Annotated in this window: 23 protein-coding genes; 12 read left to right on the top strand and 11 right to left on the bottom strand. The window is 58.5% G+C overall.

What is annotated here, in order from left to right; translation table 11 throughout:
* The first annotated feature begins 109 nt into the window (after positions 1-109).
* Positions 110-721 carry a cysteine hydrolase family protein gene (locus HDF12_RS03280; RefSeq protein WP_179581195.1) on the top strand — a complete coding sequence of 204 codons (612 nt, stop codon included), beginning with the start codon at positions 110-112 and terminating at the stop codon, positions 719-721.
* Between the two features lie 633 nt (positions 722-1354).
* Here the strand turns inward: HDF12_RS03280 and HDF12_RS03285 are convergent.
* Complete coding sequence (locus HDF12_RS03285; protein WP_179581196.1) at positions 1355-2227, bottom strand: protein-L-isoaspartate O-methyltransferase family protein; 873 nt, start codon at positions 2225-2227, stop codon at positions 1355-1357.
* A gap of 212 nt (positions 2228-2439) precedes the next feature.
* Here HDF12_RS03285 and HDF12_RS03290 point away from each other — a divergent pair, with 212 nt between their 5' ends.
* The gene (locus HDF12_RS03290) at positions 2440-2607 is read left to right on the top strand and encodes a hypothetical protein (protein WP_179581197.1); all 168 of its coding nucleotides are present in this window, start codon (positions 2440-2442) and stop codon (positions 2605-2607) included.
* An 11-nt stretch (positions 2608-2618) separates the two neighbouring features.
* Here the strand turns inward: HDF12_RS03290 and HDF12_RS03295 are convergent, their stop codons facing one another.
* From HDF12_RS03295 to HDF12_RS03305, 3 genes are all read right to left on the bottom strand, one after another.
* Positions 2619-3152 (bottom strand): hypothetical protein, encoded by a 534-nt coding sequence (locus HDF12_RS03295; RefSeq protein WP_179581198.1) that lies wholly within the window; start codon positions 3150-3152, stop codon positions 2619-2621.
* A 957-nt stretch (positions 3153-4109) separates the two neighbouring features.
* Positions 4110-4607, bottom strand: a complete 498-nt coding sequence (locus tag HDF12_RS03300; protein WP_179581199.1) for a DinB family protein — start codon at positions 4605-4607, stop codon at positions 4110-4112.
* Positions 4608-4769: 162 nt separating this feature from the next.
* Entirely contained in the window at positions 4770-5225 is a 456-nt protein-coding gene (locus tag HDF12_RS03305) for a VOC family protein (protein ID WP_179581200.1), read from the bottom strand.
* Between the two features lie 133 nt (positions 5226-5358).
* Between HDF12_RS03305 and HDF12_RS03310 the strand changes: the two genes are divergently transcribed.
* Complete coding sequence (locus tag HDF12_RS03310) at positions 5359-5880, top strand: GNAT family N-acetyltransferase (RefSeq protein ID WP_179581201.1); 522 nt, start codon at positions 5359-5361, stop codon at positions 5878-5880.
* Between the two features lie 210 nt (positions 5881-6090).
* On the opposite strand, the gene HDF12_RS03315 is transcribed toward HDF12_RS03310, so the two are convergent.
* Positions 6091-6912 (bottom strand): helix-turn-helix domain-containing protein, encoded by an 822-nt coding sequence (locus tag HDF12_RS03315; protein WP_179581202.1) that lies wholly within the window; start codon positions 6910-6912, stop codon positions 6091-6093.
* 324 nt (positions 6913-7236) lie between these two features.
* Between HDF12_RS03315 and hscA the strand changes: the two genes are divergently transcribed.
* Complete coding sequence (gene hscA / locus HDF12_RS03320) at positions 7237-9252, top strand: Fe-S protein assembly chaperone HscA (RefSeq protein WP_179581203.1); 2016 nt, start codon at positions 7237-7239, stop codon at positions 9250-9252.
* A 3-nt stretch (positions 9253-9255) separates the two neighbouring features.
* Positions 9256-9690 (top strand): 2Fe-2S iron-sulfur cluster-binding protein, encoded by a 435-nt coding sequence (locus HDF12_RS03325; RefSeq protein WP_179581204.1) that lies wholly within the window; start codon positions 9256-9258, stop codon positions 9688-9690.
* 20 nt (positions 9691-9710) lie between these two features.
* Here HDF12_RS03325 and HDF12_RS03330 read toward each other — a convergent pair whose 3' ends face one another.
* Positions 9711-10130 (bottom strand): nuclear transport factor 2 family protein, encoded by a 420-nt coding sequence (locus HDF12_RS03330; RefSeq protein WP_179581205.1) that lies wholly within the window; start codon positions 10128-10130, stop codon positions 9711-9713.
* A gap of 41 nt (positions 10131-10171) precedes the next feature.
* Complete coding sequence (locus HDF12_RS03335; protein ID WP_179581206.1) at positions 10172-11308, bottom strand: PGN_0703 family putative restriction endonuclease; 1137 nt, start codon at positions 11306-11308, stop codon at positions 10172-10174.
* A 22-nt stretch (positions 11309-11330) separates the two neighbouring features.
* Between HDF12_RS03335 and iscX the strand changes: the two genes are divergently transcribed.
* Complete coding sequence (gene iscX / locus HDF12_RS03340; RefSeq protein ID WP_179581207.1) at positions 11331-11546, top strand: Fe-S cluster assembly protein IscX; 216 nt, start codon at positions 11331-11333, stop codon at positions 11544-11546.
* A gap of 97 nt (positions 11547-11643) precedes the next feature.
* Here the strand turns inward: iscX and murJ are convergent, their stop codons facing one another.
* Positions 11644-13245 (bottom strand): lipid II flippase MurJ, encoded by a 1602-nt coding sequence (gene murJ / locus HDF12_RS03345; protein WP_179581208.1) that lies wholly within the window; start codon positions 13243-13245, stop codon positions 11644-11646.
* 71 nt (positions 13246-13316) lie between these two features.
* On the opposite strand from murJ, the gene HDF12_RS03350 reads away from it, so the two are divergent.
* Positions 13317-14237: a LysR substrate-binding domain-containing protein gene (locus HDF12_RS03350; protein ID WP_179581209.1), complete on the top strand. Its 921-nt coding sequence runs from the start codon at positions 13317-13319 to the stop codon at positions 14235-14237.
* A gap of 82 nt (positions 14238-14319) precedes the next feature.
* Positions 14320-15255, top strand: coding sequence for a YeiH family protein (locus HDF12_RS03355; protein WP_179581210.1), 936 nt, complete (start codon positions 14320-14322; stop codon positions 15253-15255).
* Between the two features lie 130 nt (positions 15256-15385).
* Here the strand turns inward: HDF12_RS03355 and HDF12_RS03360 are convergent, their stop codons facing one another.
* From HDF12_RS03360 to HDF12_RS03370, 3 genes are all read right to left on the bottom strand, one after another.
* Positions 15386-15763, bottom strand: coding sequence for a hypothetical protein (locus HDF12_RS03360; RefSeq protein ID WP_179581211.1), 378 nt, complete (start codon positions 15761-15763; stop codon positions 15386-15388).
* Positions 15764-15765: 2 nt separating this feature from the next.
* Positions 15766-16284 (bottom strand): MerR family transcriptional regulator, encoded by a 519-nt coding sequence (locus tag HDF12_RS03365; RefSeq protein WP_179581212.1) that lies wholly within the window; start codon positions 16282-16284, stop codon positions 15766-15768.
* A 116-nt stretch (positions 16285-16400) separates the two neighbouring features.
* Positions 16401-17531: an NADH:flavin oxidoreductase/NADH oxidase gene (locus tag HDF12_RS03370; RefSeq protein ID WP_179581213.1), complete on the bottom strand. Its 1131-nt coding sequence runs from the start codon at positions 17529-17531 to the stop codon at positions 16401-16403.
* Between the two features lie 288 nt (positions 17532-17819).
* On the opposite strand from HDF12_RS03370, the gene HDF12_RS03375 reads away from it, so the two are divergent.
* From HDF12_RS03375 to pyrR, 4 genes are all read left to right on the top strand, one after another.
* Positions 17820-18443 carry a hypothetical protein gene (locus tag HDF12_RS03375; RefSeq protein WP_179581214.1) on the top strand — a complete coding sequence of 208 codons (624 nt, stop codon included), beginning with the start codon at positions 17820-17822 and terminating at the stop codon, positions 18441-18443.
* Between the two features lie 79 nt (positions 18444-18522).
* Positions 18523-19206 carry a zinc ribbon domain-containing protein gene (locus tag HDF12_RS03380; RefSeq protein WP_179581215.1) on the top strand — a complete coding sequence of 228 codons (684 nt, stop codon included), beginning with the start codon at positions 18523-18525 and terminating at the stop codon, positions 19204-19206.
* 1120 nt (positions 19207-20326) lie between these two features.
* The gene (locus HDF12_RS22765) at positions 20327-21925 is read left to right on the top strand and encodes an AsmA family protein (protein WP_179581216.1); all 1599 of its coding nucleotides are present in this window, start codon (positions 20327-20329) and stop codon (positions 21923-21925) included.
* Positions 21926-22059: 134 nt separating this feature from the next.
* Positions 22060-22635 carry a bifunctional pyr operon transcriptional regulator/uracil phosphoribosyltransferase PyrR gene (pyrR, locus tag HDF12_RS03390; protein WP_257025327.1) on the top strand — a complete coding sequence of 192 codons (576 nt, stop codon included), beginning with the start codon at positions 22060-22062 and terminating at the stop codon, positions 22633-22635.
* Positions 22636-22655: the final 20 nt, after the last annotated feature.

Raw genomic sequence — 22655 nt, forward strand, 5'->3', positions numbered from 1 at the left:
CTTTGTCCAATGCGGCGAGGATCGCCCTCTTACGGTGTGATTGAAGGGAGTAACGTCGCTCTAAACTACAATCTTTGACCGGCGGCCTCTGTGCCGAAGGGAGTCTGATATGGCTGACACATTCACGATTGATCCGGCCCACACGGCCGTCCTGAGCATGGATTGTCAAGCCGGTCTCGTTTCCATCTATACCCGAGAGGGCAAAGACGCTTTTCTGGATCGAGTCGCGAGTGTTCTCAATCATGCACGTGCTGCCGGCATGACCGTAATCCACATCCAGGTGGGTTTTCGACCGGGACTCCCCGAGATCTGTTCGCGGAATGCACTCTTCGGCGCCATTAAATCCTCGGAGCAACATCAGCGGCTATTCCGGGAACCGCTTGGAGCGATCCCGGATACGATCGCGCCGCAAGACGATGAGATTGTTATCACCAAGCACCGAGTCAGCGCCTTTGCCGGCACTGATCTCGCTATGATTCTTCGCGCTAACGAGATCGATACGTTGGTTCTTTACGGCATTGCGACCAGTGGCGTCGTCCTTTCCACTCTTGTCGAGGCTTCCGACGCCGATTACCGTGTTGCGGTTATCGGCGACTGTTGCGCCGACCTGGACTCAGCGCTGCACGATTGCCTCATTCAGCGATTCTTCCCTACACGCGGGGCGGTCTTCTCGTCTGAGAGTTTTATCGCCGCCTCATCGAGGACGGATAAACAATCGTGAAGAGTTCCTTCATCGAGGCTTCGAGGCCAGGTGGGCGGCCTGCAGATTTGATCAGTTGCTGCTTGCTGCGACGAGAGATGTCCCGACCGTTGGGTGCCGACCCCAGGACACGGTCCGACGGTGTTGTTCTATGACTTCTCGCCACTAGCGGCATACCCAATAAACAATTATCCCGCCACCCACTACACTCCCATCTCGCCACGTAAACCGGCGTGATCTGGACTGCCAATCCAGATCGAGTCTCGAAAGTCGGACCTGGTTTTTGGGAACTTGCTCAAAAGCTGACTTTGCAGGCACGACTTGAAGCTATGCGATGGCAGCGTGCGAAAAAGATGACCTGCACCATCAACCGTTCGGGGCGGACGATGGGGGCCTTAGTGGGTAATTCAGCCTTGTATTTAGTGACTGTCACCGTCGTGGTCGGCATCGCCCGCGCTTGCGGATTGGTGACCATTAGCGCTGATCGAAACAGTGTCGGTTGGAGCGGAAGTTGATTGGGCCGGTACAGGAGTGGAAGCCTTCTGCACCTCTGCCTGAGGCAGCACGGGGACAGAGGAACTGATAGCGGCAATACTCATAGTGAAAACACCTCTACAGCCGCTAATCGGCACAAGAAGGTATCCCTTTAGTCGTTCATATGGTCACAGCGCTCAGGCAGAATCCGGGTGCATGCACAATGCAGGTATCGGTTCTGTCATGATGGTCCTTCCGGACAGACTTCAGGCGCAGCATCGCGTGCGATTCAAAGCTATCGTTCAGCATCGATTGCAAAATGGGATCGCGCATGCTTGGACTGGAGTAGATGGTAATGATCGACAGAATCTCAGCGGCAAATTGATTGTGTCGCCGCGTGATTCCGAGAACCATGGCGTCATTCACACTGAGTTGTCTTCCTACGGAAAGGGGTAACACTAAGACCCCGCCTTCGCTCAGACAATCGAGCCAAGCAGGGTGCGGGTGGGTAACTCCCGCGTTGATGAGGATTGCATCACAAGGAACAGGATCGACATCAGCTCCATCCCTGTTCAGCACCTTCACATGGTCGTAATCCATCAAATTTGTGACGGCAATTTCGGCGAGAGTGGAATCGATTTCAGCGGCAACCACTGAGCCTCTGGATCCGACCACTTCGGCCATAATCGCGGTATAGTAACCCGTTCCGCAACCGCAGTGAAAGGCGCGCTTACCCGGGCTCAGTTTGAGCGCGGCTATTAGGCGTGCGATTATGCTGGGCTGGCCATTGTTGAGAAACTTCTTGCTTTCAAGAGCCACAAACACATCATGATAGACGTCGCATACGCTACTCGTGGTGCGATAACTGGAGTGCTTTACAGAGGTACCGGACGAGAACTTCCAAGGCGGCGCTCCAAGGTACCGTTCTCTTGGAACCCGAGCGAATGCAGACACCAAATCAGGCGATTCGAGACCGGCAACTATGCGGAGTTCCTCGGAGTAGAAGCGGCGAAGCTGCTCCAGTGTGAAATGATTGTTTACCTCTTCGGTCATCGTTTCCTTCGAAATCAACTTGCGTCTGTTTCGGATTGAGCCAAGTGAATAGTTCGACTCTACACGCTAAGAGATTTCGTAGAAGGGCCGAAGCAACCTCCACACAAGTATTAGTTCCATTTTGGACCTGGTCGACGATGACCAGAGCGGACTTTCAGCAAAACGGGGTTAGCGGCAACTTCGCTTGATAGTCGGGGTGCTATTTGCGACGCATGGCCACCAAAGGACCGCAGCACACCTACACTGAGACCTGCACCAACTGTGGCGCCGTTATCCCTGTCCGCGACGTCGTCAACATCGACGCCAAGAAGAGCGGCTGTCCGAAGTGTGGCGAGGCCTGCAAAGTGCCGGGGTCTGAGAAGTGGCAGCTTGGAAACTAAAGGCCTCTGCACTATTGTCTGGGATTTCCGCCAGAGAGCAGGATCATCGGAATCTGCGAAGCCAGCTGCAGGTCAATCAACATCACCAGCCGCCGATCCAACTGGAAAAACACCGCGGTTTTCCTTCCTGGTATCACGTTGTTGAAGAGCGAAGTGTATCTCAGCCGTAACTCCGCAACCGATTGATCGACGCCAAGCATCTTGCGTACCAGTCCCATTGCCTGATCGTCGGTCAAGGTAGAGTAGCTGGACGCGAACTCTTTGAGCGCCGCATACTTCGCATCGTTGATCCTCACCAGATCGGCAGTGTACTGGTCATACAGCGGCCAGAATTTCACCGCCTCTTGATCAGTCAGCTGAAGATTTGAAGCGATGATCTGCCTCTTCTGTAACCGAACATCCTTCCTTAATAAATCGATATTCTGATCCGTAGCGCTCTGGGTAGAGTTGTCAGACGGGGTCTGCGCCGAACTTTGACTGCAACAGAGTCCAGTCAAAATCACCATTGCTGCAATGCTGAACGATAGAAGACTTTTCCTTATCACGGATATCTCCTTCCCATCGCTGTCGTTTGGTTGAACCCGCAGGCACCTCAGGGTGCAACCAGAATCTTACGCCTTACGATCGCGAGCCGGGCAAGTCGCTCATCGAACGACGATCCAAAACCTGGCGTCGAAGTTCTCCAAGTTCGAATCTCCCGCGCACGCCCTTCGGCGCGGATGAGATTTTGAACACTCACCCGGCAACCAATCGAGTGGCGGCATAACGTTGAAGTCGGTGGCAGAACCTTTAGTTGCTCGGACTAATTGCTCGGACCAAAGCACAACATTTCTTCGAGGCTGTACTCTTATTCTGGAACTATCGTAGGGGGTGGCGAAATGGCGATGAGACTCTCAACGCAAACTTTCGGATCAATTGCGATTGCGGCCGCACCCGCGGGCTCAACTCCGACTAACACAGCATTTACCCTGACATCCAGCGGAGGACCTTTCTGCATCCTCGGGTTCTACGTCAACGCAGACAAATTGGATGCGTCGGTAGCAGGACTGGTTCAAATTGAGCTGAGTCGGATCAACGGACAAGGAGTTGTGCACCCGGCCGTGGAGATCGCTGAAGGCATATCCGTAAAGCCGCAGGATCTCGTAGTCAGTTATGGATCAGTGATGAGTTCTTCGTACAGCCTCTCATTTCAGGTTACTCAATGGCCTGCGGCTAGCGGCATAGGCTCGTCGTTTAATATAGAGGGAACGATCGTCTTTCTCGCAGACGAAACCGTTACACTCGCGGTCGCTGTATCCGAGCCTTAGACCGAGACCGCGTCAAACAAGACCGCTGAGACGGAGCGTAGAGTCCAGCTAGGCCCCGCAATTCAGGGCGGTCAGTCGGCACATATCACCGATTCACCCACAGGCAACCAATCGAGTGGCGGCATAATGTTGTAGTCGGTGGCCGAACTCGCGGTGGCGAACTCCACCTTGAAAAGTGATGCAGGGGATGCAGGTTTAGTTACCGCGTGCGGTGAGGCGCTCCAGTTGCTGGATGTGGTTGATGTCGTGGCCGGCCATGGTCTCGACGATGGTCCAGAGGGTCATGGTGCCGCGCTCGGGGTGGGTGGCGGTGCGGTGGCGGTCGTCTTCGGAGACGGTGGCGAGAAAGAGGAGGTTCCAGTTGCGCGTGGCCTGGAAGAGGGCGAGTGCGGGTTCGATGTGGTAGACGGCGTAGCGCTGGGACCAGGCGTCCTGGTCGAAGGGCTGGATGATGTGGTGGGGTTGATCGGGTGCGGCGGCGAGGGTCTGACGGAGGCGGAAGGCGAAGACCATCTCGGTGTCGGCGAGGTGGGTGATGATGTTGCAGATGCTCCATTTGCCGGGGGCAGGTGGTGTGTTGACCTGCGCGCCGGTGAGGTGGGCGGTGAGGTTGTGGAGGCGCTCGGCGGTGCTGGTGAGGACAGGGATGGGGTCGCGGCCGTCAAGGTACTTTGCGTAGGGGTTTAATTCCATCTGGAGACGGTATCACGGGTGGGTGGGGTGGAGGCTAGTTGGTTTGGGAGGCTGTCCTGCCGGACGGGCCCGCTGCGCGCGGAGCGGTCACTTCGTGACGTGTGTACCGGTCTGCGCACGACGAAGGTGCTGGGGCCTCTCGTTGGTCGGAGGAGGACCGCTTCAGGAGGATTTGGCGCTTGATTCGGGTTGCCAGGGGTCGTAGGTGCCGATGCCCCACGTGTGGCCTTCGAGGTCGCGGCAGGAGAAGTGGCGGCCACCGTAGTCCATGTCGCGAATGTCGAGGACCATCTCGGCTCCGGCAGCCTTTGCGGTGGAGTAAACAGCGTCGGCGTCGGGGACTACGAGGTAAGCGCCCTGGGTTTCGCGGAAGCCGATCTCATCGGGCTGGACCATGAACTTGCCGGCTTCGCCGCCGTTGTCGACGGAGCCGAGCATGATCATGCCGTTGCCGAAGGTGAGCTGGGCGTGCTGGACGGTTTTGTTGTCGGGGGCTACGAAGACGGCTTGCTTTTTGAAGCCGAAGGCGGCGACGAGCCAGTCGATGGCGGCGAGCGCGTCGCGGTAGCGGAGGCTGGGGATGATGGTGGATCCGGCGGTGTTGATTGGAGTGTTCATGGTTGGAAGGATGCCATGGGAGCGGAGGAGTGGTCTTGGAAAATTCGGCGATGCGGAGAGATTTTTTGTGGTTTGATTTCCTGCTTTCAGGTGAGGCGGGGAACAATCCGATGGGTGGTAGGCTACTGGAGTTATGGCGGAGATTGTGGTGCGAGAGGCGGTTGGGGTTGAAGATATTGCCGCGGTGCGACGGCTGATGCAGGCGTATGGAGAGTATCTGGCGGCGAATCCTGCGGGTGCGGCGAATATCTGTCTTGAGGGGTATGGGCAGGAGTTGGAGGGGCTGCCGGGAGCTTATTTGGTTCTGTTGCTGGCGGTGGTCGATGGGACGGCGGCGGGCTGTGTGGCTCTGCGTCTTTTGCGAGGCGAACAGAGGGGATGTGAGATGAAGCGGCTCTGGGTGGATGGCGCGTTTCGCGGGGACGGGCTGGGACGGCGGCTCGTGAAGGAGGCGATCGCGTGGGCGGAGGGAGCTGGGTTTGGGGCAATGTATTTGGATACGGTTCCGGCTGCGATGCCGGAGGCGAATCGGCTGTATGAGGAGATGGGATTCGTGCGGGTGGAGCGGTATAACGAGAATCCGATTGCGGATGTGGTGTTCTTTCGGCGCGGTTTGAAGGGGAGGAGCTTGGCCCAGGTTGAAAAGGGGTGCTAAAGCTGTTTTGCGTTGGATGGTGGGGAGCGGAGACGAAATACGGGGGTCTCTCCACTGCGCAACGAACGATAAAACTGTTCGTTGCTTCGGTCGAGATGACGAGTCATTGCAAGGGCTGGCGATCTGCTGCAAACTCCTTTTTTTAATTCCTTTTTAGAAAGCTCCGCGTCTTTTGAAACTTCCTCTTACACGGCCTGCAGGTGAACTGCGCTAATCGAGGGGGATGTGGTTGGCCCAGATGCGGTTGGTGGTGGAGTAGTCGGTGGCGCTGAGGCCGGAGAAGGCGCGGAAGTCGTTGGCGAAGTGGGATTGGTCGTAGTAGCCGCAGGTGAGGGCTAGTTCGGCCCAGCGGACGTCGGCGCCGCGATGCATCTGCTGGATGGCTTGCTGGAAGCGCTGGATGCGGCAGTAGAGCTTGGGGGAGATGCCGACTTGTTGATTGAAGCGCTCGGAGAGACGGCGGGGGCTGAGGCCGGTGGTGCGGGTGAGCTCTGCGATGGTGGTGGTGCCGGGGGCGGTGTGGAGGTGGGTGAGGGCGTAGTCGAGGATGGGGTCGCGGCGCTGATGTTTGCTGAGAGAGAGGCGGGTGAGGAGGGCGAATTCGAGGAGTGCGAACTTTTGTTCGGGGGTGGGGGCTTCGCGGAGATCGTTGCGGAGGTTGTGGCAGGCGCGGCCCCAGAGGTCGTCGAGAGCGGTCTCGCAGTTGGTGAAGACGGAGGCGTCTTCGGGGAAGAAAGCGGGAGTACCGCCGGGGTGGAAGACAACGCCGATGAGCTCAGTGAAGTCGATGGCGTCGATCTGCTGGTAGCGAGAGTAGATGCCGAGGAAGATGCCAGCGGGGGAGTGGTCGAGGGGATTGATTGGATTGTTGGCGTCGGTGAGGTAGTCGCGGGCGAGCGAGAGGACGATTTGGGCTCTGCCGGTGGGGAGAACGCGCTCGTGGCGGTGGGTGGCGTGAGGGTCGCGAGCGTACCAGAGGGCTTTGATGAAAGGAGAGAGGGCGGGATGAGGAGTGTGCTCGAGATAGAGCATGGGTCGCCTCGGTTTGCCTGATGGTATCTCAGAGGGGAGACGGTTGTCCTCCGGACGGGCCCACTGCGCGTGGGGCGGTCACTTCGTGACGTGTCTACCGGTCTGGGTGGGTTAGCTGCATAGGGCCTCCCGTTGGTCGGCTGAAATTTTGATTCCGACCAACGGGAGGATCATTTGCCGCCCCAAGGTGAACACCCCACGAAGTGGGCGCTCCGCGCGCAGCGGGCCCGTCCGGCAGGACAACGAGCGCATCTAAAGACCCTAACCGCAATGCGTGTGGCGATGTAGGACAATAGAAGATGGACTAATAGGGGATTTGAAGCGATGGCGGATGAGCGGGTTGTAGGGATTGATTTGGGTACGACGAACTCCCTGGTGGCGTTTATGGAGCGTGGTACGCCGGTGGTGATTCCCGGCGAGGACGGTGAACGCCTGGTGCCGTCGGTGGTGGCGTGGACCGATAGTGGTGTGGTGGTGGGGAATGCGGCGCGGGGGACGCTGATGGCGGACTCGGCGAGCGCGGTGTACTCGGCTAAACGATTGATGGGAAGAGATATCGAGGATGTGCAGGGGGAGTTGAAGCTGTTTCCGTTCAAGCTGGCGGAGGGGTTGCGGCCGGGTGAGGTGTTGAAGGTGAGCGTGGGCGGATTGATGCTGACGCCGCCGGAGATCTCGGCCTATGTGCTGCAGCAGTTAAAGAAGAATGCTGAGAGATTTTTTGGCGGGCCGGTGACGAAGGCAGTGATTACGGTTCCGGCTTACTTCAACGATGCGCAACGGCAGGCCACGAAGGATGCGGGGCGGATTGCGGGGCTTGAGGTGCTGCGGCTGGTGAATGAGCCTACTGCGGCGGCGCTGGCTTATGGATTGGATAAGAACAAAGATGGACTGATTGCGGTGTATGACTTTGGTGGCGGGACGTTCGATGTATCGATTCTGAAGCTGCATGAGGGGATCTTTGAGGTGGTCGCGACGGGTGGGGATACGCACCTGGGTGGCGACGATATCGACAACCTGATGATTGCGATTGCGCTGGATGATATTGCCGGGGATCTGGGTGTGGATGTTCGCGGGAACGGCGAGGTGGTGCAGGCGATTCGTAAGGCTGTGATCGATGCGAAGATTCTGCTGTCGATTGCGGACAACGCGACGTTGAATGTTGAGCTGCCGGATGGGAAGAGGTATCTGCGGCAGATCTCGCGGGAGCAGTTTGAAGGTTTGATTGCCGGCGTGATTGCGCGGACGGCGGGGCCTTGCAAGCAGGCGCTGAAAGATGCGGGATTGAGTGCGGCGCAGATTGATGAGGTTGTACTGGTGGGTGGGTCTACGCGGATTCCTGCGGTGCGGTCGCTGGTGGATGATCTGTTTGAGATGAAGGCGCGGGGGAAGAAGCCGCATACGGAGTTGAATCCGGATGAGGTGGTGGCGCTGGGGGCGGCGGTGCAGGCGCAGATTCTGGCGGGCGGGGCTGTGTCGGGATCGGGGCTTGAGGATCTGTTGCTGCTGGATGTGACGCCGTTGTCGCTTGGGATTGAGGCGCTGGGCGGTGTGGTGGCGAAGATTATTCAACGGAACTCGACGATTCCGGCGAGCGCGACGGAGCACTTTACGACGGGCGTGGATGGGCAGACGAATGTTGCGATCCATGTGGTGCAGGGGGAGCGGGAGTTGGCGAAGGATTGCAGGTCACTGGCGCGGTTTGATCTGAAGGGGATTCCGCCGATGGTGGCGGGGCTGCCGCGTATCGAGGTGAAGTTTCTGATCGATGCGAATGGAATTCTGCATGTGAGTGCGCGCGAGCAGAGGAGTGGAAAAGAGGCTGAGGTTGAGGTGAAGCCAACTTATGGGCTCACCGATGAGCAGGTGGAGACGATGATTCTGGATTCGTTCGATAACGCGGAGACCGATATCCAGGAGCGGCAGACGATCGAGGCGAAGAATGAGGCTGAGACGATTCTGACTGCGGTGAAGAAAGGGAAGGGTCATGCTGCGTGGCAGATGCTGACGAGCGTGGAGATAGAGAAGATTGCAACGGAGGTTTCGTTCCTGGAGGCTGCAGTGCAGGGCGGCGAGTACAAGGTGATTCGCAACGGGATCGAGCGGCTGGATACGGCGACGCGGCGATTTGCGGAGTTGATGATGGATACCGCGGTCTCGGGCGCGATGCAGGGCAAGACGATGGAGGCTGCAGGTGAGAGCATAGGAGAGGGGCCTACGGCTCCGCATCCCTTTGCGAAGGCGCAGGTGAGCAGCTCGCGTATAGACGCTGATGCTGAGGCGAAGAAGATTGAAGAATCAATTCATGATGAGGCTACGGCCGGAGAGTCGACGGAAGACTGAACAATGAGTGAGACGAAGAAGGTTGCTGAAGCTGTGGATCTGTCGAAGCCTGCGGGCGAGGGGATGGTTCGCGTGACATTTTTACCTGAGGGCAGAACGGTGGAGTTCCCGTTCGATACGCTGCCGTATGAAGGACATGGCCTGCCGATGTCGTTTCTGGATGTGGCGGAGAACTATGACATCTTTCTGGATCATGCGTGCGGTGGAGTTTGTGCTTGTACGACGTGCCATCTTCATGTGAAGGAAGGCGCGCAGGGGATTAGCGAGGCGGAGGATCTGGAGCTGGACCGGATGGAGACGGCGGCGGATATTCAGCTGAACTCGCGGCTGGGATGCCAGGCGGTGATTGAAAAGCCGGGAACGTATGTGGTGGAGATTCCGAAGTGGAACAGGAATTATGTGCAGGAAGGTAAGCCTTCGCATGGACCTGGTGCTTAGGATTTCCTGACGGTCTCTCGTTACCGTGGCTTATGGGATCGCGGGTCCAATTGACGGTTGTATTCGGCGCTGTCGAAGCGGCCTTGCGAGGAAGCAATGAGTTCATCGGAGTCGATCTGCCAGGTCTCGGAGCCGCTGATGCGAACCGGCTGCCCGGTGCCTCCGGGGCCTGTGTTGTTTCCTGTGAGAGTCCAGTGGTAGATGACTTGGTCGTCCTGGATGCTTAGGTCGTCCATGACGATGCGCAGATCGGGGAAAGCGACCATGAAGGATTGAGCTACTTCCGCGATTGCGGTTCTTCCGACTGCAGGCGCGCCGTCGTTGATGCGGAGTGAGCCGTTCGCTGCAAAGAAGGCAGCGACGCTTGCGGCATCCTGGCTGCACCAGGCGTCGGTATAACGCGCTGCAAAGTCTCGCAGCTCGGATGGATCGGCTGGCATGGACTCCAATTGTATCGGTGAGGCCGTGAGAGCGATGATGGCTACGCGGGGAGGATTCCGTATTTTGCTTCGAGGAACTGTTGCAGGTCTTCAGGGAGGGAGGATGTCAGTTCCTGCCAGGTTAGGAGCTTCAGGCGCCAGGCGAAGCTGGGGTAGTGGACGGCGGAGAGGATGGAGTACCAGATCGCGATGAGGTCGCGGCGGCGGGCGTCGCAGAGGACGCAGAAGGAAGCGTCGGAGGCGAAGGCGGCGAGGACGTTGCGAATGAGCTGGTAGCCCTGAATGACGGTGCGGGAACGCGCAGAGACTGTGGGTGGGAGTAGGTTGGGCGACGGCTCTTCGAGGTCGGAGAAATCCTCTGCCGACGGTTGCGTTGGTGTCGTCATAATTTTGCTGGGCAGGCGCTCGACGGCGAAGATGGTTTCGAGATCACGGTAGCGCTCGATGAGGCGTGGGCTTGCGGTCTGGAAGTTGGATTCGGTGAGCTTGGCTTCGATGAAGAGAGCGCCTAGCTGGAGGTCGATCTCGGTGCGGTCTTTGAGATGATGCTCTTCTTCGATTTGCGATGAGGGCGCGGAGAGACTGATGTCGCTGAAGAGTGCGGATGAAATTGCTTGTTGTTTAGTGGGGCGCGTTGTTTTGTTTCTGCGAGCCGGAAATCTCTTCAGCGGAACGCCGGGGTGAACGCCGAAGTTGGGTTGAGTGTCTGAGGGGACGCCCAGAAGATTCGCGACGGCGGGGTTGAGGTGGCAGTTGGAGAAGACGGCGGGGTGGCAGAAGATGTTCATCAGGAGAGCGTCGGAGCTGTTGGCGCAGTCGAGCTCCATCCATTGCCAGTCGGCTGTTGCGCGAACGCGGCGGTGGGCGGTGTGGGCTTTGGTGAGGCGACGGGACCAGGCGGGGTTGGCACAGATGGCAGCGTAGCTGGCGGGATGGAAGTTGCCGTGGCGGGACTGCTTGGCTTGCTCTTCATGGCCGAAGAGGATGCTGGGTTCGGTGCCGGTGGTCTGGTCGTGCGGGAGGCCGCTGTTGATGGCGAGGTGTTGGGCGCGGGCGTTCAGGTCGCGGCGTAGGAGCGAGGCGGACCACGGTGTTGGAGGGGTTTGGCGGTTGTGCGTCATAAAACTGTCGCAGGTTTTCTTGTAGTCTTTGGTGTGGCGGCGATTTTTGCTGCTCAAAGCTATTTTATCGGGGGATGTTATGGCGGTTGAGTTTGATTGGACGGACGCGGAAGAGATTGGGATTCAGTTGCAGGAGAAGTATCCGGAGATTGAGCCGTATTCGGTGCGATTCACGGATCTGCATAAATATGTGACGGGGCTTCCGGGATTTGTGGGTGATCCGGCTAAGTCGAATGAAGGGATTCTGGAGGCGATCCAGGCGGCTTGGAATGAAGAGTATGAGGATGCGAAGTAAGCTTAGATCCCTTTGTTCCGCCGTGTGGTGGCGCCTTTGTGACTTGAATACCGCAAGAGTAGTTTGAGGGCCGGCTGACCCGTGGTCACAGCTTCTTTTATTTGCGCCGGAGGATTTGGTTCGGGAGAGTTGAACCGACTGCCGTTAGCGTGAGGTAGGCGGTAATACCCCATGCGATAGAGGCGGTTGCAATGGTGAGAATGTCTTTTGGATGGGTGGAGACAGGCGGCAGGAAGTGTGCCGCAGCGGTGGTGGCGGCAAAGGCTAACAGCGCGGCGAGGAAGGCTCGGCCTAGCTCGGCGAATTCGAGGTGGTGTAGGTCTACCAGCCTTTTGCGGTGGAGCAGGTACGCGAGCGAAGCTGTCTGAGCGAGGATGCCGATGTCGGATGCGATTGCCAGACCTTCGAGGTTGAAGGTATGGAAGAGGGTGGCGTAGATGGGGATGGAGATCAAGGTGATGAGGGTGCCAGTGATCGCTGGGGTGCGGGTGTTGCTGGCGGCGTAGAAAGCCCGTGCATATATGCCTTGCACGGCCCAGATCGCGAGTGTGATGGCGAGGACTCTGAAGAGATGGGTAGTGGCTGCCGCATCGGTGCGGTTGAACTTGCCACCGCGGAAGAGGTCCATCAACCAGGGTGCGAGGGCGATCATCCACGCGGAGACGATCATGCCGACGGAGAAGAGACGAGAGACGGAGCGGGAGACAGAGTGGGAGAAGTCGGCGATGCGTTTTTGCTGGAAGAGCGAAGCGAAGAAAGGGAGCGAAGCCGCTCCGGCGGCGGGGCCGATGACATTGAAGGGGGCATTGAAAAGGTCTTTGGCGTTACCGATGAGGGTGATGCCACCGTCGCGGAGTGAGGCGTAGTAGTTGAGGAAGATCCCGTCGAACATGACGAGGGAGACACCGATCATGAGCGGAAGTGAGAGCTTGAGCCACTCGAGAAACGCGGGATCGCGGAAGCCAATGATGGGTCGATAGCGGAGACCTGTGCGAAAGGCTCCAAGGGAGTTGAGGACGGCGGAGCCGACGAAAGTGCCGGCAAAGACACCGATGGCGAGCGAGGTGACGCCTAACTGCCGGTGAAGGAAGACAGCGCCAAGGATGATTCCGGCGTTATAAACGATTGGGGTGAAGGCCTGGTACAGGAAGATTTTGCGGACTTGCAGGCGCGAACTCATGACACTGCCAATGAAGAAGAACAATTGCGCTGGAATGATGATGCGCGTCATGGTGGTGCAGAGGGCGACTTTTGCAGGGTCGCCGCGAAAACCTTTATTAGCGAGCAGAACATACTGAGGCGCAAAGATTTCGGCCAGCAGAACGCCGAGACCGAGGACAAGGAGCATGGTCGTAAGGATGACGGAGAGCGCGCGGTCGCCCCCTTCTTCGTCGCCGGATTCGCGATAGCGGTTGAGGAGGGTGATGAGAGAGATGGAGGCTGCGCCACCGATGAGGAAATAGGCGAGTAGATCGGGGAGCTTAAAGGCTGCGCGGTAGGCGTCCTGCGCGACTCCGGCGCCGAAGAGGGAGTTGATGTATTTGATGCGGACGAGGGCAAGGACACCGGAGAGCACCGTGGAAAGCATGAGCAGGAGGGTAGCGGAAAAGGCGCTGTGTGTTGCGGAGGGGCGAAGGAAGGCGAATAGGTTGCGGCGGGGCGTTGTGTCGGACGAGATGGATTCTTTGTTTGCGTGCACGGGTTGAATTGATTTTATCGGGTGGGCTTATGCTGATGGGTGGCGGGGCTGGTTCGCGGCGAGGAGAGGGTTTGGAGAACTTTCGGTTGCGGGTGTTTCGGGCGGTCGCGGAGGAGATGAGCTTTCGTAAGGCGGCGGAGGTGCTGCATCTGAGCCAGCCGGCTGTAAGTCAGCATGTGCATGCGCTCGAGGAGGAGGCCGGCGTGCAGTTGTTCGACCGGGCGAGAGGCGCGGGGCATGGGAGCCAGATCTCATTGACCGAAGCAGGGCGGGTGTTGCTTGGATATGCGAATGCCGCGGCGGAGATGATGGTGGAGGCGCAACGGACGTTGGCGGCGCTGAATGATGAGGCGGATGGTCCGTTGCGGCTTGGAGCATCGACGACGGTGGCGCAGTATTTGTTGCCGCGGATTCTTGGGGCGTTTTTGAAGCAGTATCCGCAGGTGAAGCTTTCGCTGGTGAGTGGAAATACTGAGCAGATTGTGGAGGCGGTGGCGGAGAAGAAGGTTGCGCTGGGAATTATTGAGGGGCCGGCGATGCGGCGGGACGTGAAGACGGAGCGAATGGCGCAGGATGAGATGGTGCTGATTGTGAGTCCAAATCACCCGTGGGCGCTGAGGAAGGGAAGGGCGATTGAGGGGGCGGAACTGGCGAAGGCGCCGCTGCTGCTTCGGGAGCGGGGTTCGGGTTCGCGGCGGGTGGTGGAGCGGGCGTTGAAGAAGATGGGGCTGCCGCTGCGGTCGTTGCAGGTGGCGGTGGAGCTGGATTCGACGGAGTCGATTCTCTCCGGGGTGGAGGCGGAGCTGGGAGTGGGCTTTGTGTCGCTGTGGGCGCTGGGAAAGGCTTTGCGGCTAGGCACGGTGAGGGTGGTTGCGGTGAAAGGGCTGGAGATGCGGCGGGATTTCAGCTTCGTTCGGCTTGCAGGTGCTGAGATAACGGGTGCTGCGGCAGCGTTTCAGCGATTTGCGATGGGAAGGGTCGACCCAAAATAGCTGATGTGGCTGATAAGTAATACTTATCGTTGATTGGAAAGTACGTCTCGACCGGTGGTTGGGAGACGCGCATGCTTTAAGCATGTGGAAGAAGAATCTTTTTTATATCGGAATTATTGTTTCGGCGAGCGGGTTGATCGGGCCTCCGCTCGCGTTGGCCGCGGGGCTCGCGTTTGGCCTGAGTACGGTGCATACGTTTCATGGAGAGGGACGGAACCTGTCGAAGTTTCTATTGCAGGCTGCGGTGGTCTGCCTGGGATTCGGGATGAACCTGAAGGAGGTCGTGCACGCGGGTGCGTCGGGGTTCATGTATACGGCGATCAGCATCACGTTTGCTCTGGTGCTGGGCGTTGCGCTGGGTAAGCTGCTGCAGGTGGGAAAGACGCAATCGCTGCTGATCAGCTTTGGGACGGCGATATGCGGAGGGAGCGCGATTGCAGCCATGGGGCCGGTGCTGAATGCGAATGAAGAGGAGATGGCGGTTTCGTTGGGCACGGTGTTTGTGCTGAACTCGGTAGCGCTGCTGGTGTTTCCGTTGATTGGGCACTTGATGAACTTCTCGCAGACGCAGTTTGGATTGTGGTCGGCACTGGCGATTCATGACACGAGTTCGGTGGTGGGGGCTGGCGCGAAGTATGGGCCGACGGCGCTGGCTGTAGGAACGACGGTGAAGCTGGCGCGGGCACTGTGGATTGTGCCGCTGGCGATTGCTACGGCGATGCTGAAGAAGAGCAAGGCGAAGGTGCCGTGGCCCTGGTTCATTCTGTACTTCTGCTTTGCGGCGGTGGCGGCGAGTTATCTGCCACGGTATATGCCGCAGGCTGTGCCACTGTTTGCGGCACTCAATCGGCTGGGGCGCGCGGCTTTGACTGTGGTGTTGTTTTTGATTGGGACGGGCATCACGCGGGAGACGCTGAAGGAGGTGGGTGTCAGGCCGATGGTGCAGGGTATCGCGCTTTGGATTGTGGTGGCGAGCCTGTCGCTGTGGGCGATCCATGTGGGGTGGATCTCGCTGTGAGGAGCTGGAGCAAATTACGAGTTGATGGAGAGGATACCGAGCGAAGGGCAAAAAGCAGATTCCTCCGCTTCGCTGCGGAATGACAACAAAATGAGCGGTAGAACACCTCTATAACAACAGGAAATTTGCTTTAGCGGTCGGTGTGTGTGGAGGCGGTGACCTTTGGTTGTTCGCCGCTTCTGTCTTTGAAGGGATCTTTCCACTGGACGGGGAGGCTGTTTCGACTGCCTCTCTTTTTTATTTTGATGCTGGAGGAGATGGAGAGCCCAGCGACTGTGAAGCTCACCAGCTGTCGCTGGCTGCAGCGGAGACAGCGTACGGGATATCTCATGAAGAGTATCTCGGTGAGGTCTTGGGAGCGAAGAGTGGATCGGCGGAAGCTCTGGCCGGAGCAGTACTGGCAACGGATGGGAGCGCCGCTGCGAGACTCAGTTCCGAGGTAGGGGGCGCGAGTCTGGGAGGAGTGTCTGCGCCGGGAACTCTGCTTTTGATCGTCCTTAAATCTCATCTTCAACTCTTGTCCTCTTCGGGAAGGAGAGGAAGGTTGAAGAGTTTTTCCGGAGTTCGGCGGGGAGCGGTGGATGTGCGCGGGGCGCGGATGGGGTGCACTGTGGGGCGGGCGGGTGATTTGGAGAGCAGGGTGTGGAGTTCGCGGAGGTCTTTATGCAGTTTGCGGAGCTGGCGGGAGTCGATGCTGGTGGGGGCGCCTTCGATGGTAAGGGCCAGCTGCGGTTCGCTGTGCCTGAGTTCGCTTTTGAAGACCTGCCGAGCGCCGGGGATGGTGTAGCCCTCGTTGTAGAGGAGACTCTTGATGCGCAGGGCCATTTCGACGTCGCGACGTCGATAGAGGCGCTGGCCGGTGCCGCCTTTGTGCGGCTTGAGTTGAGGGAACTCGCTCTCCCAGAAGCGAAGGACGTAGGCGGGGACGTCGCAGAGTTTGGCAACCTCACCGATGCGAAAGTAGAGCTTGTCCGGGATGTCGGACCCGGAGGGTGGGGTGGTTTTGCGGATTGGCTGGTGCTGCGCCATGCCAGAAGCTCCGGAACCGCCTGCCCGGCGGGAGTGGCCTATCGTTCGGCTGCTGCCAGTATAGGCCACTCGGTCGGCATGGTTTGTAATTTTTCCCTGGTCAGGGCGGTTGAACTTCAGGCACCTGGGGTGGAGACGGGCTGGCGAGGTTCGGTCTTTCCGCGAGCACTGCGGAGGTACTGGACGGGCCAGGTGGTGGACTGGTGGAGGACCGCCGCGGCGTGCAGTGGCCAGTAGGGGTTGCGGAGCAGCTCACGCGCCAGCAGGATGAGGTCAGCCTGTCCGGTGCGGATGATCTGGTCGGCCTGGGCCGGCTCGGTGATCATGCCGACGGCAGCGGTGGGGATTTCGGCCTCGCGGCGGATGGTGTCTGAGTGATGGACCTGGTAGCCGGAGCCTACTGGAATCTGCTGGGCGGGGTGGTTGCCACCAGTGGAGACGTCTACGAGATCGACGTTTACCTGCTTGAGGAGTTTGGAGAATGCGACGGATTGGGGGAGGTCCCAGCTTGCGCCGAGAGACTCGGGTGCCCAGTCGGTGGCTGAGATTCTGACGAAGAGAGGCAGATGCTGGGGCCATGCGGCGCGGACGGCTTTTACTACTTCGAGGGGAAAGCGGGCGCGGTTTTCGAAGCTGCCGCCGTACTGATCGGTGCGCTGGTTGGAGAGCGGGGAGAGGAACTCGTGGAGGAGGTAGCCATGGGCTGCGTGGATCTCGACGAGGTCGAAGCCGGCGGTGAGGGCGCGATGGGTGGCTGCTACGAAGTCGGCGACGATTTTGTCCATGCCGGCGCGGTCGAGAGCGGTGGGGACTGGGTATGCTTCGTCGAAGCGGATGGCGGAGGGGGCCACGGGCTGCCAGCCGCCTTCGGAGGCGGGCATGGTGCGGACTGGTTCCCAGGGGACGGACATGCTGGCTTTGCGCCCGGCGTGCGCTAGTTGAGTACCGGCGTAGGCGCCGTGCTGGTGGAGGAAGGCGGTGATGCGTTTGAGCTCGGGGATGTGCTCGTCTTTCCAGATGCCGAGGTCGCCTGGGGTGATGCGGGCTTCGGGGCTTACGGCGTTGGCTTCGGTGATGATGAGTCCGGCGCCGCCAATGGCGCGGCTTCCGAGGTGGACGAGGTGCCAATCGTTGGCAAAACCGTCGACCGAGGAGTATTCGCACATGGGGGAGACGGCGATGCGGTTGGGAAGAGTGAGGCTGCGGAGCTTGAGAGGAGCGAAGAGGTGGTCGGTCGGCTGGGTCACACCCCATTGGATGTGGCGGGTTGGATTTGGATGTGAGGGAGTGTTCCGGTGGCACGGATTAAATTTCCTGGTGGTTTGTGGGCGGGGTCTTCGGCGGAAGTCGCGGATTTTTTGTGGTTTATTCGTGGTGGAGATGTGGTGAAATGCGTGGTGGATGAGGAGAGAAGACAGCGGTCATTTCATGGCTGAAAAGTACGCCATGAATTCCGGATTTTTTTGAGCAGACCGGGAGACGGAACCTGAGGCGGCAAGAGAGCGTATTGTTTTCTGACTGAATGGAGGCTCCAGATGCGGGTGAACCAAGGTACGGCGGCGATGCTGGCAGCGACGATGGCAGCGTCGACGATGCTGATGAGCGGCTGCCGGATTGAGAATGACAAACATGGCGATGCCGATAATGTGAAGATCGCGACGCCGTTTGGCGGAATGTCGGTGAAGACGAACGAAGCGGCGGGCGTGGATGCGATTGGGCTGCCGGTGTATCCGGGCGCGGTGATGGTGAAGAAGAAGGATAAGAACGACGGGGCGGCCGATATCAATTTGAGCTTCGGCAGTTTTTCGCTGAAGGTGAAGGCGGCCAGTTACACGACGCCCGATAGTCCTGATCAGGTGGCGGCGTTTTATCGCAAGGCGCTGGGGCGATATGGCGATGTGATTCAGTGCCAGAACGACAAGCCGGTGAGTTCGCAGACGCGGACGGCGGAGGGGTTGACCTGCGCAGACGATCAGAAGAATCACGTCAAGGTGGACAACGACCTGTCGGGGAAGATGGAGCTGAAGGCTGGATCGAAGCAGCATCAGCATATCGTTGGGATCGATCCTGACGGCAGTGGAACGAAGATCGGGATGGTGGCGCTGGATCTGCCGGGACATATCTCGGTTGGGGATGACAACGACTCGAGCAAACAGTAAAGCGGTTGGATGAGGATCGTGTGGTGCGCGGAGCGTCTGCGCTTGCCGCGCCGTTTGGGGTGGGGTAGCTTCATAAGATATGCATGAGTACTGTCATCGTTGCGGAGGCGAGCTTTCTGCCAGTGTTGGCGAGTCGCCGTTCTGCCCCCATTGCGGTTCGCCGCAGATCTATCTGCAGGACTATGAGGAGCAGAACAGCGGTGAAGGCGATACGACGGGTGCCACGCCGCCTCCCAGGCCGCAGCAGGTGGAGTGGAAGACGGCGATTCGTTGTGCGTTGCTGGTGGCGGGTGTGGCGGCTGTGCTGAGCCTGGTGTCGGCGAAGGTGCAGCTGGTGTCGCCGTTGACGTGGCTGTGGACGATCAGCGGGTCGATGATTACGCTGGCGCTGTATCAGAAGAGGAGGCCGCTGGCGTGGATGGATGCCGGAATTGGGGCGCGGATTGGTGTGGTGGTGGGGCTGGCTCTGGTCTCGTGTCTTGCGGTGGCGATGGCTGGTGCGGGGTTGGTGGCGAGGTTTGGGCTGCATAACATGGCGGGGTTCGATGCGGATCTGACGCAGGCGCTGCATGCCCAGATCGAGAAGGCTGCTGCGACGACGCTAGAGCCGCCGGACGTTTTGCGGTTTCTGTATTCGCCCGAGGTGAGGGCGGGGATTATGCTGGCGGGGTTTGCGATGGTGTCGGGGGTGTTGCTGGTGCTGTCGACGGTGGGTGGGGCGCTGGGTGGCTTTATGCGGATGCGGCGGAAGGTTTCGGCTTAGGTCCAACGCGAATCTTATTGTGCTTGGCCTATTGGCATTAGGGCCAGAAGGTTTGAGCTTATCCGAACAGCCATCGTGAACCAAATCAGAGTTATTTATCTCTCATTAGAGTTATTTATCTTTTTTATAGACGCTTATGAGATGAGATCTGAGCACGTCGAGCTTATCTCTAACTATAGGATTGCTACTGCGCAATTTCGCTGATTCCAAAAGAAGAAGGGTTACATCTGGATTACGATTTCTGGGGTTCACGATAAGTTGAGGGTATGTGAAGGCGGTTTCGAGAATTGAGCAAATGCGCTCGATCTGTTGATCACTGACCGTCGCCTGACCGATTATGTGGGTTAAGGCAACCGCGACTCCATCTCCTTCACGGTATAGAGTCTTCTCGGTGGTCGAGACGATCAGGGTGTTTTTCAGATTGTATGCTTGCGCGACTACTCCATCAACGTCAGGTTCAGGGAACGCTGATTGTGCACGTGCAACATTCAAAAAAGCGAAGGTACAAATCAGTACTATCAGACTCAAATATGGTCGTCGCAAGTAGACTTCCTCATCGTGACGCAGTTACATCGTTTGAGTTCGTTATGCTGCCATGATCGAGACCAGTAGAACCGGCTGTGAAACTGTTCTGCCTGACTTTGTAGGTTTGGGAGTTGATATAGATAATTTGCAGTATGTTCGCATTTGCGAACGTTGCAGCAGAGGATATACCAAATGGAACATCGTGAGAAGGCCGCTGCGACGACGCCGGAGCCGGCGGAGGTGTTGCGGTTTTGTATTCGCCTGAGGTGAGAGCGGGATTATGCTGGCGGCTTTTGCGATGTTATCAGGAGTGTTGCTGGTGCTGTCGACGGTGGGTGGGGCGTTGGGTGGGTTCATGCGGATGCGGCGGAAGGTTTCGGCGTAAGAGCAGTGCGTGACTGTTCTTCAAGGCAGTCTTGCCAGGGGAACGATCGCGGCGGGAACCTTTTTCGATCGCTAACAGACCAGAACGAGCGAAACTGCATCTACCTACAGGAGAGCGAGAGGCGGCGATTTAGGGCTCTCCTCTGTTAGGCTTAGCCGCTCTATGGGTATCCGTGCGCTTCTAACTATCTGAGAGCTGGGGGACTATTTCGTGGCGATCTCTCCAGCAGTGATTCCTGAAAGATCTTCTTCAGCCTCTCCGCGCAAGCCGGGCCTGAAGTGGGTGCTCATTATGGTGGGCCTGGCAGTCGGTTTCGCGGCGTGGCGCGTTATCGATGTGTACTGGCCGTATCGGTACCGCAATGTGGAGCCGCTGCTGCAGAAGGTCTTCGCCAGCCGGATCAAGATCGATCACTATCATCGGATCTACTTTCCTCATCCTGGTTTCGTGGCGACTGGTTTGACGCTGCGCCGCAACTCGGCCCCAGACCTTCCGCCTATCGGCTCGGCCCGGGACCTGCTGGTTCAGGGGAGCTGGCTGGATCTGATGTTGTTCCGGGACCGGGTGCGACTGGTCGATGTCGAGGGACTGCAGGTGGTGATACCGCCGGTGGGCAGCCGGGCCAACCATGAGGACTTTCCGCCTGGAAGCAGCGTTGACTTCGCGGGCCCGACAACGGTGGTGGAAGAGTTGAATGTGCATGATGCGAAGCTCGACATACTTCGAGTGGACGGGGGCCGGTACTCGTTTCCGATTCAGCAACTGGTGATCCGCAATCTGCGTAGAGGCAGCTCGATCTCTTATCTCGTGGACATGCAGAATGCGATGCCGGGCGGACATATTGTGGCGAACGGGAGCTTCGGCCCGCTCTATCCGGATAATCTCGGCGCGACACCGGTGTCGGGTGAGTTTACATTTGCTCCGGTGAACCTGGGGGACATTCACGGGATAAGCGGGACACTTGCGGGCAGGGGGCACTTTAAGGGGGTATTGACGGCGATTGAAGCGGATGCGGACTCGGTGACGCCGGATTTTGCGGTGGGTAGTGGGAAGCCGACGCGGCTGGAGGCGTTGGGACACCTCATTGTCAACGGTCTGAACGGGAATATTGTGCTTCATTCGGTCGACGCGCATGTTGGCGCTACTACCGTTCATGCGAGTGGACAGATTGTGGATGCGCCGAAGGTGACCGACCTGGACCTGACGGTGACCAAGGGCCTGGTGGAGGATATTCTGCGGCCGTTCTTCAAGGAGAAGGTTCCGGTGACGGGGAGCGTGTGGCTGCACAGCCATGCGTCGATTGCGGCGGCAAAGGAAGGGCTGAAGTTTCTTCAGCGTCTGCAGATGGACGGAGTCTTCGAGATACCAAACGAGCGGCTTACGAATAAGAGCACGGAGGAGTCGCTTTCAGCCTTCAGCGATCGGGCGCAGGGAAAGAAGGAGACGGTGGGCGGAACGTCCGGGGCATATCCGGCCTCCGGGGAGGTGGAGGAGGTGCTCTCGTCGCTGAAGGGGCCGGCGAGGATACGGAACGGTGTGGTTTCGACCGATGGGCTCGACTTTCAGGTTCCCGGAGCTGAGGTGAAGATGAAAGGCACCTTCAGCCTTTACGACAAGAGTGTCCATATGGTGGGCGATCTTCATATGCAGACGGATCTGTCGCATGTGACGACAGGCTTCAAGTCGATACTGCTGAAGCCGTTCGCTCCGTTTTTCAAGAAGCAGAATGCGGGTGCGGTGATTCCTATTGCGATTACGGGTTCTCCGAAGCAGTACAAGGTGACGCAGGATTTGTTGCATAACAAGTAGGGGGAGGACGCTGTCTCGCACTCGATAGGCTCCTGGCAGATTCGGTCTGCGCAATGTGTGCGGAATGGTGATGCATCGGATATGTTTTCCCACTGCATTGGGCCAGGGCGGCTGATATCATCAAGCGCAATCGTATGAGTGAAGATACTGAAGTTCGGAAGCCGAAGTTTCGGGAGAAGGGCAGGCTGATGTCGGCCTCAGAGATCGAGCGCACGCTGGTGCGGCTGGCGCATGAGATCGTGGAAAAACATGGCGGCAGTAAGAATGTCGGCCTGGTGGGGATTAAGCGCAGGGGCGTTCCGCTGGCGCAGAGGCTGGGCGTGCTGATCGAGAAGATCGAGAAGCATCCTGTGGATGTGGGGGTGCTGGATATCAGCTTTTATCGCGACGACCTTTCGACCGATGGGCCGAGGCCGAAGGTGACGCCGGGGGCGATCGGGTTCGATGTGACGGGGCGCGACATTATTTTGATGGATGATGTGCTGTACACCGGACGGACGATTCGGGCGGCGCTGGATGCGCTGTTTGATTATGGGCGTCCGAAGAGTGTGCGGCTGCTGGTGCTGATCGACCGCGGGCATCGTGAGCTGCCGATTGAGGCGACGTATGTGGGGCGGCTGATTCCGACGTCGAAGCGGGAGATTATCGAGGTGAAGCTGAACGAGGTCGATGGACAGGAGCAGGTGCTGCTGGTTGAGCTGGTGGATTGAGCTTGTCCTACCGGACGGGC

Source organism: Tunturiibacter gelidiferens (assembly GCF_013410115.1).
Classification (GTDB): domain Bacteria; phylum Acidobacteriota; class Terriglobia; order Terriglobales; family Acidobacteriaceae; genus Edaphobacter; species Edaphobacter gelidiferens.

Coding starts and splice junctions, on each gene's coding strand:
- hscA (WP_179581203.1), top strand. CDS start 7,237: ATGGCGGATGAGCGGGTTGTAGGGATTGATTTGGGTACGACGAACTCC.
- HDF12_RS03380 (WP_179581215.1), top strand. CDS start 18,523: ATGCATGAGTACTGTCATCGTTGCGGAGGCGAGCTTTCTGCCAGTGTT.
- HDF12_RS03280 (WP_179581195.1), top strand. CDS start 110: ATGGCTGACACATTCACGATTGATCCGGCCCACACGGCCGTCCTGAGC.
- iscX (WP_179581207.1), top strand. CDS start 11,331: ATGGCGGTTGAGTTTGATTGGACGGACGCGGAAGAGATTGGGATTCAG.
- HDF12_RS03315 (WP_179581202.1), bottom strand. CDS start 6,912: ATGCTCTATCTCGAGCACACTCCTCATCCCGCCCTCTCTCCTTTCATC.
- HDF12_RS03305 (WP_179581200.1), bottom strand. CDS start 5,225: ATGAACACTCCAATCAACACCGCCGGATCCACCATCATCCCCAGCCTC.
- HDF12_RS03290 (WP_179581197.1), top strand. CDS start 2,440: ATGGCCACCAAAGGACCGCAGCACACCTACACTGAGACCTGCACCAAC.
- HDF12_RS03310 (WP_179581201.1), top strand. CDS start 5,359: ATGGCGGAGATTGTGGTGCGAGAGGCGGTTGGGGTTGAAGATATTGCC.
- HDF12_RS03375 (WP_179581214.1), top strand. CDS start 17,820: ATGCGGGTGAACCAAGGTACGGCGGCGATGCTGGCAGCGACGATGGCA.
- HDF12_RS03360 (WP_179581211.1), bottom strand. CDS start 15,763: ATGAGATTTAAGGACGATCAAAAGCAGAGTTCCCGGCGCAGACACTCC.
- HDF12_RS03330 (WP_179581205.1), bottom strand. CDS start 10,130: ATGCCAGCCGATCCATCCGAGCTGCGAGACTTTGCAGCGCGTTATACC.
- HDF12_RS03325 (WP_179581204.1), top strand. CDS start 9,256: ATGAGTGAGACGAAGAAGGTTGCTGAAGCTGTGGATCTGTCGAAGCCT.
- HDF12_RS03355 (WP_179581210.1), top strand. CDS start 14,320: ATGTGGAAGAAGAATCTTTTTTATATCGGAATTATTGTTTCGGCGAGC.
- pyrR (WP_257025327.1), top strand. CDS start 22,060: ATGAGTGAAGATACTGAAGTTCGGAAGCCGAAGTTTCGGGAGAAGGGC.
- HDF12_RS03300 (WP_179581199.1), bottom strand. CDS start 4,607: ATGGAATTAAACCCCTACGCAAAGTACCTTGACGGCCGCGACCCCATC.
- HDF12_RS03365 (WP_179581212.1), bottom strand. CDS start 16,284: ATGGCGCAGCACCAGCCAATCCGCAAAACCACCCCACCCTCCGGGTCC.
- HDF12_RS03285 (WP_179581196.1), bottom strand. CDS start 2,227: ATGACCGAAGAGGTAAACAATCATTTCACACTGGAGCAGCTTCGCCGC.